At 71.2% G+C, this 12,560-nt stretch carries 14 protein-coding genes and 1 pseudogene; 8 read left to right on the top strand and 7 right to left on the bottom strand.

Annotation, left to right across the window (positions count from 1 at the left end):
- The first annotated feature begins 165 nt into the window (after positions 1 to 165).
- From AB8735_RS32380 to AB8735_RS32370, 3 genes are all read left to right on the top strand, one after another.
- Positions 166 to 1,062, top strand: coding sequence for an aromatic prenyltransferase (locus AB8735_RS32380; RefSeq protein WP_372411218.1), 897 nt, complete (start codon positions 166 to 168; stop codon positions 1,060 to 1,062).
- 255 nt (positions 1,063 to 1,317) lie between these two features.
- Entirely contained in the window at positions 1,318 to 2,622 is a 1,305-nt protein-coding gene (locus AB8735_RS32375; protein WP_372411217.1) for an N-acetyltransferase family protein, read from the top strand.
- A 32-nt stretch (positions 2,623 to 2,654) separates the two neighbouring features.
- Positions 2,655 to 4,340, top strand: a complete 1,686-nt coding sequence (locus AB8735_RS32370; protein ID WP_372411216.1) for a DUF885 domain-containing protein — start codon at positions 2,655 to 2,657, stop codon at positions 4,338 to 4,340.
- Between the two features lie 23 nt (positions 4,341 to 4,363).
- Here AB8735_RS32370 and AB8735_RS32365 read toward each other — a convergent pair whose 3' ends face one another.
- A complete protein-coding gene (locus AB8735_RS32365) occupies positions 4,364 to 4,813 on the bottom strand; it encodes a rhodanese-like domain-containing protein (protein WP_372411215.1) in 450 nt (149 codons plus the stop codon).
- Between the two features lie 152 nt (positions 4,814 to 4,965).
- On the opposite strand from AB8735_RS32365, the gene AB8735_RS32360 reads away from it, so the two are divergent.
- The gene (locus AB8735_RS32360) at positions 4,966 to 5,850 is read left to right on the top strand and encodes an SDR family NAD(P)-dependent oxidoreductase (protein ID WP_372411213.1); all 885 of its coding nucleotides are present in this window, start codon (positions 4,966 to 4,968) and stop codon (positions 5,848 to 5,850) included.
- On the opposite strand, the gene AB8735_RS32355 is transcribed toward AB8735_RS32360, so the two are convergent.
- Positions 5,825 to 6,208 carry a VOC family protein gene (locus AB8735_RS32355; protein ID WP_372411211.1) on the bottom strand — a complete coding sequence of 128 codons (384 nt, stop codon included), beginning with the start codon at positions 6,206 to 6,208 and terminating at the stop codon, positions 5,825 to 5,827. The genes AB8735_RS32360 and AB8735_RS32355 overlap by 26 nt on opposite strands.
- 330 nt (positions 6,209 to 6,538) lie before the next feature.
- Here AB8735_RS32355 and AB8735_RS32350 point away from each other — a divergent pair, with 330 nt between their 5' ends.
- Both AB8735_RS32350 and AB8735_RS32345 read left to right on the top strand, forming a co-directional pair.
- A complete protein-coding gene (locus tag AB8735_RS32350) occupies positions 6,539 to 6,892 on the top strand; it encodes a hypothetical protein (protein ID WP_372411210.1) in 354 nt (117 codons plus the stop codon).
- A 330-nt stretch (positions 6,893 to 7,222) separates the two neighbouring features.
- Positions 7,223 to 7,516, top strand: coding sequence for a hypothetical protein (locus tag AB8735_RS32345; RefSeq protein ID WP_372411208.1), 294 nt, complete (start codon positions 7,223 to 7,225; stop codon positions 7,514 to 7,516).
- A gap of 183 nt (positions 7,517 to 7,699) precedes the next feature.
- Here AB8735_RS32345 and AB8735_RS32340 read toward each other — a convergent pair.
- The 4 genes and pseudogenes from AB8735_RS32340 to AB8735_RS32325 form a co-directional block, all read right to left on the bottom strand.
- Positions 7,700 to 7,803: pseudogene (locus tag AB8735_RS32340) on the bottom strand (NADP-dependent oxidoreductase); the annotation flags it as partial.
- A 12-nt stretch (positions 7,804 to 7,815) separates the two neighbouring features.
- Positions 7,816 to 9,120 carry an NAD(P)/FAD-dependent oxidoreductase gene (locus AB8735_RS32335; protein ID WP_372411207.1) on the bottom strand — a complete coding sequence of 435 codons (1,305 nt, stop codon included), beginning with the start codon at positions 9,118 to 9,120 and terminating at the stop codon, positions 7,816 to 7,818.
- Positions 9,121 to 9,374: 254 nt separating this feature from the next.
- A complete protein-coding gene (locus tag AB8735_RS32330) occupies positions 9,375 to 9,752 on the bottom strand; it encodes a DUF6415 family natural product biosynthesis protein (RefSeq protein WP_372411206.1) in 378 nt (125 codons plus the stop codon).
- Positions 9,749 to 10,009 (bottom strand): hypothetical protein, encoded by a 261-nt coding sequence (locus tag AB8735_RS32325; protein WP_372411204.1) that lies wholly within the window; start codon positions 10,007 to 10,009, stop codon positions 9,749 to 9,751. The genes AB8735_RS32330 and AB8735_RS32325 overlap by 4 nt, the downstream gene beginning before the upstream one ends.
- A gap of 308 nt (positions 10,010 to 10,317) precedes the next feature.
- Here AB8735_RS32325 and AB8735_RS32320 point away from each other — a divergent pair, with 308 nt between their 5' ends.
- Positions 10,318 to 10,644 carry a GNAT family N-acetyltransferase gene (locus tag AB8735_RS32320; RefSeq protein ID WP_372411202.1) on the top strand — a complete coding sequence of 109 codons (327 nt, stop codon included), beginning with the start codon at positions 10,318 to 10,320 and terminating at the stop codon, positions 10,642 to 10,644.
- A 166-nt stretch (positions 10,645 to 10,810) separates the two neighbouring features.
- Positions 10,811 to 11,089, top strand: a complete 279-nt coding sequence (locus AB8735_RS32315) for a hypothetical protein (RefSeq protein ID WP_344028125.1) — start codon at positions 10,811 to 10,813, stop codon at positions 11,087 to 11,089.
- A gap of 13 nt (positions 11,090 to 11,102) precedes the next feature.
- On the opposite strand, the gene AB8735_RS32310 is transcribed toward AB8735_RS32315, so the two are convergent.
- A complete protein-coding gene (locus tag AB8735_RS32310; protein ID WP_372411199.1) occupies positions 11,103 to 12,278 on the bottom strand; it encodes an AbrB family transcriptional regulator in 1,176 nt (391 codons plus the stop codon).
- Between the last annotated feature and the right edge of the window lie 282 nt (positions 12,279 to 12,560).

The raw sequence follows: 12,560 nt of genomic DNA, 5'->3' as shown, positions 1-12,560 counted from the left end.
CCTGACCAAGGCGAGTTGACCGCGCGCTCTCCAGCATCCGGGCCGAGAGAACATCGTGCCCTTGGCTGCCGCGGTTCTCCATTTCGCGTCCCACCAGCGCCATTTCCCGTCCCACCAGCGCCATTCGGCGTCCCGACCGGACGCCAAAAATTCTCTGGAGGAAGCATGTCGGAAACCCCTGCCTTGACGGAGCTCCACTCGGCCATCGAGGCATCGGCCCGGACGATCGGCGTGTCCGCGTCGCACGAGACGGTCCGGCCCGTCCTGGCCGCGTACCAGGATGCGATCGAGCAGTCCGTGATCTCCTTCCGGGCGCAGACCGGCCCGCGCGGCGCGGGGGACCTGGACTGCCGCATCACCCTGCTCCCCGGGGACATGGATCCCTATGCCAGAGCGGTGGCGAGCGGCCTCACGCCGGAGACGGACCATGCCATCGGCAACCTGTTGCAGGAGGTCCACGACCGGTTCCCGGTCTTCTGCTACGGCATCGACTTCGGGGTCGTCGGCGGATTCAAGAAGGCCTGGTCCTTCTTCCCTCCGGGCGGACAGTCGCTCGCCGGGCTCGCCGGGCTTCCGTCGATGCCGGCCGGCGTGTCCGGGAACCTCGGTCTCTTCGAGCGGTACGGCCTGGGCGACAAGGTCAGCGTGATCGGGTTCGATTACGCGAAGCGATCGGTGAATGTGTACTTCGGCAACGTACCGGCACACTGCTTCGAGGCAGAAGGTATCCGGTCGCTTCTCGACGATGCCGGGCTGCCCGAACCGAGCGCGGAGATGCTGAAGTTCGGTGAGGGGGCGTTCGCCCTGTACGCCACCCTGAACTGGGATTCCCCGAAGATCGAGCGGGTTACCTACTCGGTGAACACGACCGACCCGCTGGCGCTTCCGGTCTCCGTCGACCCGGCGTTCGTGAAGCTCGTGCAGGACGCGCCCCTCGGCAGCGCCGGTCACCGGTACGTCTACGGTGTCACGGTGACGCCCAAGGGCGAGTACCACAAGATCCAGAAGTACTTCCAGTGGCAGACCCGGGTGGAGAAGATGCTGTCGGCCGACGCCGGATAGCCCACCGGCCCGCCTTCCGTGAACGCCCCGCGGAGCAGGGGACGTTGCAGCCCCGGTCGAAAGTCCTTCCCGGCCGGGGCTGTTCCGGAGCCGCCTTCGGCGGTGCGTGGGCCACCCCGTCGGAGCCGGCCCGTATCCGAATCACCTCAAGGAGATTCCCGGGCAAACAGCCCATTTCCTCCATCGGGCTCTCCTTAACCCACCGGACACAACCAGTTCGTGATCGCGCAACACCGCTCCGCCAGCGTGGAGCCCATGACCGACGACACGACCCACCCCTGGCGCCGCGACCTGGCGGAGGTGGCCGGCCTGTTCACGGCCGTGGCCATCGCCGACTGTGTGGCCGACACGGTCGTCCACGGTCCCGAGGGCCCGCCCCTCCTGATCGGTTCCGCGGCGGCGCTCCTGGCCACGGCCGCGTTCCACACCTGGTGGCACCGGCGCGGCAGGCGCCGGCGGAAGGCCGGCCCGACGGGAGACACGGCCGACCCCACCCGCACCACCCTCTGGCGCATGCGCACCACCGTCCGCGACGAGCCCGGCACCCTCGCCGCCCTCTGCCGGGCCCTCGCCGCCCGGCAGGTGGACATCCTCGCCCTCCAGACCCACCCGCTCGCCACCGGCACCGTGGACGAACTGCTGCTCCGCGCCCCGGACGGCCTCGCCCCCGCCGAGCTGACGCGCGCCGCCGGCGAGGGCGGCGGCAGCGACGTCTGGCTCGAACGGGCCGACGCCCACGACCTCGTCGACGCCCCGACGAGGGTGCTGCGCCTCGCCACCCGCACCGCCCTGGACACCGCCGAACTCCCGCTCGCCCTGCGCCAGTTGCTCGGACGCTGCACGATCCGCTCGACGCCCGCCGGTGCGGGGGCACAGGCGGAGGACGACGGCGCCGGGACCACGATCCGGCTGCGCGACCCGTCCGGCGGCACGATCACCGTCGAGCGCCCGTACCTCCCCTTCACCCCCGCCGAGTTCGCCCGCGCCCGCGCGCTCGTCGAGCTCGACACCTGCCTGGGGCCGCGCGTCCCGCAGCGCGGCGACGACGTCCTGACGCTGCCGGAGGGCGAGGAGGTGACCGTCCGCCGGGCGGGCGCCGACGACCTCGCCGCCGCCCGCGCCATGCACGAGCGCTGCTCCCCGTCGACGCTCGCCCTGCGCTACCACGGCCCGGTCCGCGACCCGGCCACCGCCGACCGCTACCTCGCCCACCTGCTGAGCCCGCGCTTCGGCCGCACCCTGGCCGCGTACACCGCCTCCGGCCGTCTCGTCGCGCTCGGCCATCTGCTGTGGGACGGCGAGGAGACGGAGGTCGCGCTGCTCGTGGAGGACGAGTGGCAGCACCGCGGCGTCGGCGGCGAACTCCTCGGCCGCCTGACGGACTTGGCCCGCGAAGCGGGATGCGAGAGTGTCTACGCCGTGACGCAGGCGTCCAACACGGGCATGGTGGCGACGATGCGCTCCCTGGGCCTCCCGCTGGACTACCAGATAGAGGAGGGCACCCTCGTCGTCACGGCCCGTCTCGCCCGGGCGGCCGTGGAACCGGCGAAACACGCGTGACGCGGACAGTCCCGGCATACGAGGATGGGCGCATGCCGAACACCACGCCTCAATCCCTGCCCCGCCAGGTCGCCGACGCCTACGTCGACGCCCTCACCGAACTCGACCCCATCACCGGCACCTATCTGGGCGTCGCGGCCAGCGCCCGCCGGCTGCCCGACTTCTCCCCCCGGGGAGCGCAGGAGCTGGCCGACCTGGCGCGCACCACGCTGGAGCGGCTGGCCGAGGCGGAGAAGCGGGAGGGCGGGGACAGCGACGCCGAGCGGCGCTGCGCCCGGCTGCTGCGCGAGCGGCTCACCGCCGAGCTCGCGGTGCACGAGGCGGACGAGCACCTGCGCGCGGTCAGCAACATGCACTCGCCGCTGCACGCGGTGCGCGAGGTCTTCACGCTGATGCCGCTGGACACCGCCGACGACTGGGCCGCGGTCGCCGAGCGGCTGCGCGCGGTCCCGGCGGCGCTGGAGGGCTGGCGGGCCTCGCTCGCCGAGGGCCTGGAGCGCGGTCTCAAGGGTGGTCCGCGCCAGGTGGCGACGGTGCTGGAGCAACTCGCCGAGTGGATCGGCACGGACGGCGGATGGTTCGCCGACTTCACCGCCGAGGGCCCCGAGGAGCTGCGGGCGGAGCTGGACGGGGCCGCCGCGGCGGCGACCGGCGCCCTCGTCGCGGTGCGCGACTGGCTGCGGGACGTCTACGCCCCCGGCGTCGAGGGCGCCCCGGACGTCGTGGGCCGCGAGCGGTACGCGCGCTGGTCGCGCTACTGGAACGGCACGGACCTCGACCTGGACGAGGCGTACGCCTACGGCTGGTCCGAGTACCACCGGCTGCTGGGCGAGATGCGCGCCGAGGCCGAGAAGATCCTCCCGGGCGCCCGCACCCCCTGGGAGGCGCTGGCGCACCTGGACGAGCACGGCACCCACATCGAGGGCGTCGAGGAGGTCCGGGAGTGGCTCCAGGGCCTGATGGACGAGGCCATCGAGGCCCTGGACGGCACGCACTTCGAACTCGCCGAGCGCGTCAAGCGCGTCGAGTCCCGCATCGCCCCGCCCGGCGGCGCGGCGGCGCCGTACTACACCCAGCCGTCGGAGGACTTCTCCCGCCCCGGCCGCACCTGGCTGCCGACGATGGGCCACACCCGCTTCCCGGTCTACGACCTGGTGTCGACCTGGTACCACGAGGGCGTGCCCGGCCACCACCTCCAGCTCGCCCAGTGGACGCACGTGGCGGACCGGCTCTCCCGCTACCAGGCCACGGTCGGCATGGTGAGCGCCAACGCCGAGGGCTGGGCGCTCTACGCGGAGCGGCTCATGGACGAACTGGGCTTCCTCACCGACCCGGAGCGGCGGCTGGGCTACCTCGACGCCCAGATGATGCGCGCCGCCCGCGTCATCATCGACATCGGCATGCACCTGGAGCTGGAGATCCCGGCCGATTCCCCGTTCCACCCCGGCGAGCGCTGGACGCCCGCGCTGGCGCAGGAGTTCTTCGGGTCGCACAGCAGCCGCCCGGCGGACTTCGTGGAGAGCGAGCTGGTGCGCTACCTGGGCATGCCGGGCCAGGCCATCGGCTACAAGCTCGGCGAACGGGCGTGGCTGACGGGCCGGGAGGCGGCGCGGAAGCGGCACGGGGACGCGTTCGACGCGAAGGCGTGGCACATGGCGGCGCTGTCGCAGGGTTCGCTGGGCCTGGACGACCTGGTGGACGAGCTCTCGGCGCTCTGAGCCGGTCCGGGGCGGGGGGTGACTCAGCAGCCGCAGTCGCCGCCGTCCACCGGCGCCGTCAGGGGGTCGGCGGGGGTACGCCGCCGGCCCTCCCAGGTCTCGACCTCGTACCCCTCCCGGATCCAGTACTCGATCCCGCCCAGCATCTCCTTCACCCGGTATCCCCGCCGCGCCAGCTCCAGCGCCGCTTTCGTGGCCCCGTCGCACCCCGGCCCCCAGCAGTGGACGACGACCGGCCGCGCCGGGTCGAGGAACTCGGCGGCCAGCTCCGGTATGTGCGCCGTGGGCAGATGGACGGCACCGGGCACATGGCCCTGGTCCCACGCCCGGGTGGACCGCGAGTCGACGACCGTGAAGTCGGCGGTGCCGGCGGCGAGCGCGGTATGCACATCGGCGACATCGGTGTGGAAGGCGAGGCGGGTGGCGAAGTAGGCGGCGGAGTCGGCGGGTTCGGCGAAGGCGGTGATCGTCATGCCCGGAAATCTATGCGGCTCCCTTCCGGCCGGGAACGGCTGATCCCCGGAGAATCAGACATTCCACCGCCGATTCCCCGGTCCACAACGCCTGCCGCCGCCGATTCCGGGGGCGTAACGGCGCGACCACGTACCGGGGTTAAGGTGCCCTCATGGCGGACAACATCACGGCGGTCGTCACCGGAGGCACGCGCGGCATCGGCCGGGCGGTGGCGGCGGAGTTCGCGCGGCGAGGGGTACGGGTCGTGGTCGTGGCCCGGAACCGGGAGGCCGGCGAACGGACGGTCGCGGAACTGGGCGGCGGGGCGGACCTGGTGACCGGCGACCTCTCCCTCCTCTCCGACGTCCGCGCGGTCGCGGACCGGCTGCTGGAGCGGTGCGACCGGATCGACGTCCTGGTGCACAACGCGGGGGTGTGGCCGACGCGGCTGGTGCGCACCGCGGACGCCCTGGAGGAATCCTTCACGGTGAACCACCTGGCCCCCTTCCTCCTCAACCACCTCCTGGAGGAACGTCTCGTCGCGGACCGCACGCGCATCGTCCAGCTCACCGCGGGCCTCTACGCCAAGGGCCAGCTGGACCTGCGCCGTACGCCCACGGGCGCCGACTTCCACCGCATCCGCACCTACGCCACCACCAAGCTCGCCAATCTCCTCACCGTGCCGCTGTTCGCCCGCCGTTGGGAGGAGACCGGCATCCGTATCGACGCGATCCACCCGGGCGTGACCAACACGGGTCTGGGCGACCGGGGCGGCGTCCGCGGCCTGGTCCTGAAGGGGGTCAAACGCGCCTGGGCCCCACCGGAGATCGCCGCCCTCCCCGTCGTCCGCCTCACCTTCGCCCCCGCCGACGGCCCCTCCGGCCGCTACTTCGACTGCGAACGCCCGGTGGACCTGGACCCCGTCGCCACGGACGAGGGCTTGGCCCAAGTCGTATGGGAACAGGCCGTGGATCTCACGGACCTGGGCCCCGCCGCCGCACCCCCGCCCCTTCCCGACCCCGGCGAACCGGTCACCCCTCCCGATCCCGAGGAGTGAACACACAGAACTCGTTCCCCTCGGGGTCCGCGAGGACGTCCCACTCGATCTCGTCGTCGCGCCGGCGTATCACCGTCGCCCCGAGCCCGACGAGCCGCTCCGTATCTCCCCATACGTCAAGGTGCATGCGGTTCTTGACCGTCTTGGGCTCGGGCACGGGGACGATCCAGATCGTCGGTCCGGCTCCCGCCGGATCGACGATCGGCACCGGCCACTCCTCCCGCCACTCGGTGCCGTCGGGCACTGGGCGGAGTACGTAACCGAGCGCCCTGCACCACCAGTCGGCCAGGGCCCGATGATCGGTGGCGTCCAGGGCAAGATCCTTGAAGCGGGCGGGCGCCGCGTTCGTGTCGCTCATGGACACCACCCAAGCACGCCCCACTGACAATCCGGCGGGCGGCAGCGAGCCCGCCCCGCCTGTGGCCATGCGGAACGAGGAGCGTCCATGGCCCACTTGGCCGGCGAAGGCGGTCGAGGCGGTGACGGCATCCGCCGCTGGACCACCCGTTCGTGTCGGAGAGTGCCGCGTATTGGCCAAAGCCATACGGCGGCAACTCACGCCAAATGTCCGTGAGTTCACTCCGGCGAGGGGATTGATTCCCACCAACGGCGCCATCGGCGTATTTCCGGCCCGGATGCCAGCATCATGGGGCACAACCCGCCCGTGCCACCGCCGAAGGGGATCCCCATGCGTCTGCGTCCCGCGCTGCTCGCCCTCGCGAGCGCCCTCACCCTGACCTTCTCGGTCTCCACCTCCGCGCACGCACAGACCGAGACCGGCATCTCGTACTCCTACCACGACAACGATGGCGACCACAGCGCAAATCTGCAGGAACGGCCCACGGACGAATGTATCCCCATCCCCGAACTCAACGGCCACGAAGAGTTTTACGCGTTCGCTCCGCGTAACGTCGCCAGCAATAGCTACGCCGATATCTACGAGGAGTACGGCTGCAAGGGCACCAAGACCACCCTCGCACCCAACGATTACAGGGGCAATGATCTGCATTTCCAGTCGGTGATGTTCCGCGCCATGGGATGAGCGGTTCCCGGAACGCGACTTGGGGCCCTGCGTGCCGACCACCGGGGAGCTCCGTGTCGTGGGAGTTACCCTCTGCCTCGACGCGGGGACCGACGCCCCGAACTGTGAATCCTGAGCCCACCGCGACCGGTTGAGGTACGGACAGAGTGCCGGGCGGGCCCCGGGACAGCCCCTCCGACCCACCACACAAGGCAACAACGGTCGGTCCGCCCTCACCCCATCGTGGCGTGACCGACTGTCCGCTAGTCCGTTTACCAGGCCGAAGCGACCGGACGCAGATAATCCGGTCACCTGCTTCGGCCTTGCCCCCACTGAAAGTGAGGACACTCCATGACCGGAAGCATCCGCACCCGTCTCGCCGCCGCCCTGGGCACCCTCGCCCTGGCTGCCTCGGGCGCCGTCATCGCAGCACCCGCCGCCCATGCCGACGGCCCCTCCTGTGCCAACTTCCTCGCGAACGGCGTCCCCGCCCACAACTCGGTCGACTCGAACGTCGCCTGCGGGCTCGGCGCCACCGGACTCCCGACGGTGGTCGGCAGCACGTTGTGCAACACCGTACTGACCGATGTCGCCCAGATCAGCGCGGCCAACGCCTCCAGCGCCTGCACCAAGGCCCGCAACTGACTCCGCCGTGACGGCGCCGCGAGCACCTGCTGCTCGCGGCGCCGTTCGCGTACCGGAACCGCCGGCCACAACTGCGCGGCCGATGATACTCGGACAGGGTGTTCAGCCCCTCGACCTCAAAGGCCGCTCCGCTTCCCGGGTTTGGCGCACCGCCGGTCGGCGATCTCGCCCCCTCCTCCACTGGGCCTTGAGGGCCTGGCCTTCACGGATCCCCCGGTCGACGGGGTCCACGCCCGCACGGCGATGTGTATCCGACCGGGGCCCGTGTGGGGCTCCTCAGCGTCCACGGGCCGCTGGTGTCAGCACAGTCCGAAGGGCGGCCGAAGGTAGTCGGGGCGGTCCGGTGGCGCGTCTGCTGCTGTTGTTGTTGTGGGGGTGAAGGTCTGCTGTGGGAGGGGGAAGTCCCAGGGCTGGTTCAGGGCGGTGGTTGCGGCGAGGCGTCCGATCTCGTCGGATCCGCGGGCGCCGTGGCCGTTTCCGCCGACGGCCACGGTCAGGGTCCGGTCGTCCAGGTGCCCGATGTACGGGTAGCGCGAAGGTGTCTTGTCGACGACGCAGCATGCCTCGCGGATGCGGAGCGGTTCCAGGCCGGGGAGGAGCGTACGCGTCATGCGGGTGAGGAAGGCGGCCTGCTCGGGGGTGGTGCGTTGGCAGGCGTGCCAGCGGTGTGCGTCCTGTGCTGTGCGCAGTTCGTGGACGATGGGCTGCATCGCCGGGCCGATCCGCAGGTACCACCGGCCGTCGGGGTAGCGGACGGGCGGGATCAGGTAGGCGGAGTGGTTGTCGTTGCCCGTGTCCTCGGAGTCGATGGTCACGATGGTGGGCAGCTCCTCGAGCTGCCGGAGCTGGTCGCCCCCGACTTCGAAGAGCAGGTTGGGTTCGGTGAAGACCCGCAGGTCGAGCTGGTGAGGCGGGGGAAGGGCACGGCTGTGGTTGACCAGGGAGCCCGCCGCCACGAGAACCCTCTCGGCCGTCACGCTCGCGGGGCTGCCGCCTTCGGCGGGCTCCAGACGCACCCGCCACCGGCCCGCGCGTTCGTCGCGCCGGAGTGATGTCACCGTGCTGCGCAGCAGCCGGGCCCCCGACGCCACCGCCAACCGCAGCTGGGCCCGCACCAGTTGCCGCGGGGCGAGATAGCCGGCGTTCCTGCGTTCCAGGAGACCTTCGATGCCTCCGGCCATCGGGGGTACGTGCAGGACGGGGAACGCGCGGCGGAGGTCGGCCGCGGACATCCGCTCCACGGCCACGCCGTCGTCCTCGCCTGCCCGCAGCATCGCCCCGGTGTGCTGCCGAAGAGACAAGGAGATCACGGCGAGCGCCCCGCATTCCCGGAAGAAGCCCACTCCGGACTCGGCCTCGATCTCCCGGTAGCGCGCTGTGGAACGGGTGTCCACGGTCCCCCAGAAGCGGTCCCACCCCAGGCAGCGCGCGATCCGGGACTCGTCGTGGTACGCCCCGATGTCCGCCAGACCGGCGACCGCGGGGCGCGTGGGCTCCGGGGGGCCGACGACCACGGTGTCGGCCCCGGCGCGGCTGAGGTACTTGGCCGCCGCCGAGCCGAACATCCCGGCACCGATGACCACCACGTCGGCGTTCTTGTGCATGGCACTCCTCACGGTCTGGCGCCTCCCCAGCCGGCGGTACCAGCTCGGCGGCGTTGCGTGCGAGCCGCTTGAGCTCGTGGACGCTCAGGACGACCAGGGTCTCTGCCGGGCAAGGTCACCTCCACCCGTGTCACAGACCGCCTGCGCGAACTCGACACCGAACCCCGCGCCGTCGCAGCCAAAGCCGCCGGGGAAACGCGCGCGAGCGCATCCGAACGGCTGTGGTCCGAAAACGCCCGGGGCAGGCACGGCGACTACTGGACGAGCAGGTCAACGAGGTGTCGGCACGTCCGGGCGATCTCCTGCATGTACTGCACGGGCAACTGCCCCGGGGCCCTGCTCCGAGCGAGGTCCATCTCCGCGCGGTTGAGCACGGCCGCCCACCGCCGTCGGGCGATGCCGCCCGCCTCTTCGTGCCGGTGCCGGACTTCCTCGGCCAGGAGCGCCAACTGCCCGTGCAACGCGGACGTCAGCTCCCGCACCTCCGCCCGCCGGGGGACGGACACGCACTCCTGAAGGGCACGGTCGGCCGTCGCCCGGATCGTCACCAGGTCGATGGGCAGCGTGTCGCCCGTCATCATCGGGGCGACGACCGGCAGCTCGCGGCCCGCGTCGGCGGCGTGGCGGGTCACCGGCCCTCCTCGGCGGCCGGCAGGGTGCGCCGCTTCTCGACGGCCCGCTCCAGCTGGAACAGCAGGACCATCATCTGGTCGGGATCGGGCACCAGAAGCGTGTCCGCCAGTGCGCCGTTGCGGTACCGGACCGTGACCGGCAACGCCGCCTGGGCGGCTCGGTGATCGTAGGTCAGATCGTGCCGACGGGGCTCGACGTGGCCGACGTCCGAGGTGGAGGTGGGCGCGGGCGCGCCGTTGTTCGTAGAGGGAGCCATGAGGAGAGTTCCTCCGCGGATACGTGGACTGGTGGGAGACGGCGCGGCCGGAAAAGGAGTCGCGCCGCACTCCGTAGGCAACCGCCGCAGCGACCGGAGCAGACCTATCGGAGCGGGCTTCCCTTCATGCACAGCCCCTATCGTCTTGACCCTCCCCTGACCGTTTTTCGGTGCCGCCCGGGCCTACCGTGTGCGCCCATGAGCCCCCGGCGCGAGCGGAACACGGCGTTGATCGAGTGGATGGCCGAGCAGGACCTGAGTGCGCCCGCCCTGGCGAGGAGCCGGTGGGGTTTGCCTATGGCGCCCCGTTGTCCGCAGGGACGGCCTGGTGGAACCACGTCGTCGGCGTCGACGACGTCTTCACCCGCGAGAACGGGACGAGGACGTTCGCGGTCTCCGAACTCATGGTCCGGCCGCCATGGCGCAAGACGGGCACCGCCGAGCTGCTCCACGAAGAGCTGCTGCGGGAACGGCCGGAAGAGCGTGCCACCCTGCTCGTCGACAGCCGACACCACCGAGTGCACGCCCTGTACGAGACCTGGGGCTACGAAGCAGTCGGCCGGACCAAACCCTTCGACGACGCCCCCGTCATGACCGCCATGGTCCGCATCCCTGCCGCAGCGGTCCAGAGCTAGCGGCGCAGGGGCACCGGTACACCACCGGGCCCGGGAACTTCCCCGTTGTGCACTACCCCGCGCTCCGCCCGCAAGGCCCTTTTCCGATCGGCGCGTTGGAGATCGTCGGATCACGACGGGGGCTGGGCGGCGCGCCACCGGAGTCCGTGAGACCTAAGCTCACCCCGTGAGCACAGCAGAAGCACCGCACGACGTCATCTGGGTCCTGGCCGGGTACAGCAAGGAGGACGACTTCCTCCGCACCACGTTCCCCATCAGCCGCGCGCAGCTCGCGGAACTCCGCGAGGTGATCCCGCCGGACCCCGAGGACCCGTGGATGTGGGCCTACTGTTACCCCGTCCTCCTCGACGTCTGGCCCGCGGTCGAGAAGATCCTCCGCTGCGGCCGGCCCGATCCGGCCCTGGAGTACCAGACCCGCGCCTGGGCGGCGGAGACGACGGATTGAGCGGCCCGGGCCATCAGTTCAACGCTGCCGGCTCCGGCTCGGCGTCGGCCTTGGACTTGGCTTTGGCCTTGGACTGCTGGGCTGGACTCCGTGACAACCACCCCTGAAGCAGGGGCAGCAGAAGCACCATGAGGAACAACCGCAGCGTCTGCACACTGGAGATCAGCCCCAGCTGCGCATCCCCGGTCGAAGCGCTGGCGAGAACCGCGTTGATGCCGCCGGGCGTCGTCGCCAGGTAGGCGTCGACCCGGCTCACCCCGAGCAGCGGGGCCAGGCCGACGGCGATCCCCCCGATGACGCCGGTGAGCAGCACGATCGCACCGAGCACCAGCGGGATCATGCGCTTCAGCGCCCGAACGGTCTCGCGGTCGAAGCGCAGGCCCACCTCCAGCCCGACGAGCACCAGCAGCGCCTGCTTGAACAGGCCCGTCGGCGAGTAGCCGTGGGTCAGGCCGAGTGCCGTGACGAGCGCGGAGAGCAGCATGGGCCCCAGGAGCACCGCGCTGGGCAGTCCGACGCGCCGGGCCAGGCGCGTACCGGCGGCGGCCAGGACGAGGGTGATGGAGATCCCGGCCAGCTGGTCGCCCCTGGGCACCAGGGCCCAGGACCACCCGGCGGCGCTCGCACCGCCGTCCGCTCCCGCGCCGCCGGCCGCGGGCTCGGCGAGAAGCAGGGCGACCACGGGCGCGGCGGCCGAGATCATGGCGACGCGCAGGTACTGCATAAAGGCCACGACCCGGGAATCCGCGCCCATGTCCTTCGCGCAGGACGTCACGGCCGCCGACCCTCCGGCGATCATTCCGAGCGTCGCGGTGAGCCGGTCCATCCGGCCGGTCCGGGCGACCAGCAGGGCGATTCCGACGCTGAGGACGGTCGTCACCAGCGTGACCATCACCAGCGGGAGCATGGCTCCGGCGGCGTCGCGCAGGACCGAGACCTGGAGGCAGGCGCCGATCATGACGCCGATGAGGGCCTGCACGCTCCGGTCGACGGTCTTCGATATGCGGCGCCGCTGTCTGCCGCGCAGGGCGATCACGGCACCGGCGAGCAGCCCGAGGAGAAGCTGGGGCGCCGGGGCGCCCAGCGGTTCGAGGAACGCCGCGACGGCGAGAATCCCCACCGAGATGAAGGCGATTTCCGCCGGGCCGCCGAATGAATTCCGGACCCGGCTCGGAAAATGCTCAGCCACGTCCATCACTCACGCTCCGAGGTTCACCGTAAGCCGGTGACCATGGTGGACGGAGAAAGGTTTCCAACAGGTGAATTCCCCTCTCCGGTGACGTGAACAAAGTCCGGTTCAGGCCGGTTGACCTGGCCCGGACGCCCCGACGCTGCGGCCGAACCGCAACGACACTGCGGGTTTTTCCGGATGCACCGCGCCGACGGACCCGGAACGATCAAGCCGTATCCACACAACGGCAATTCCTGCGGAGCGAAAGGTAACTGGCATTGGGTCCGGCACAGTTGCACG

Source organism: Streptomyces luteireticuli, from assembly GCF_041519305.1.
Taxonomy (GTDB): Bacteria; Actinomycetota; Actinomycetes; order Streptomycetales; family Streptomycetaceae; genus Streptomyces; species Streptomyces luteireticuli.
The sequence above is the reverse complement of the archived record's forward strand: the minus strand, read 5'-3'. Positions and strand labels throughout refer to the sequence as shown.

What these genes read in the sequence shown, in the direction of transcription:
- AB8735_RS32360 (WP_372411213.1), top strand. Translation starts at nt 4,966, where the DNA reads ATGGCGGACAACATCACGGCGGTCGTCACCGGAGGCACGCGCGGCATC.
- AB8735_RS32380 (WP_372411218.1), top strand. Translation starts at nt 166, where the DNA reads ATGTCGGAAACCCCTGCCTTGACGGAGCTCCACTCGGCCATCGAGGCA.
- AB8735_RS32325 (WP_372411204.1), bottom strand. Translation starts at nt 10,009, where the DNA reads ATGGCTCCCTCTACGAACAACGGCGCGCCCGCGCCCACCTCCACCTCG.
- AB8735_RS32365 (WP_372411215.1), bottom strand. Translation starts at nt 4,813, where the DNA reads ATGACGATCACCGCCTTCGCCGAACCCGCCGACTCCGCCGCCTACTTC.
- AB8735_RS32370 (WP_372411216.1), top strand. Translation starts at nt 2,655, where the DNA reads ATGCCGAACACCACGCCTCAATCCCTGCCCCGCCAGGTCGCCGACGCC.
- AB8735_RS32335 (WP_372411207.1), bottom strand. Translation starts at nt 9,120, where the DNA reads ATGCACAAGAACGCCGACGTGGTGGTCATCGGTGCCGGGATGTTCGGC.
- AB8735_RS32355 (WP_372411211.1), bottom strand. Translation starts at nt 6,208, where the DNA reads ATGAGCGACACGAACGCGGCGCCCGCCCGCTTCAAGGATCTTGCCCTG.
- AB8735_RS32375 (WP_372411217.1), top strand. Translation starts at nt 1,318, where the DNA reads ATGACCGACGACACGACCCACCCCTGGCGCCGCGACCTGGCGGAGGTG.
- AB8735_RS32345 (WP_372411208.1), top strand. Translation starts at nt 7,223, where the DNA reads ATGACCGGAAGCATCCGCACCCGTCTCGCCGCCGCCCTGGGCACCCTC.
- AB8735_RS32350 (WP_372411210.1), top strand. Translation starts at nt 6,539, where the DNA reads ATGCGTCTGCGTCCCGCGCTGCTCGCCCTCGCGAGCGCCCTCACCCTG.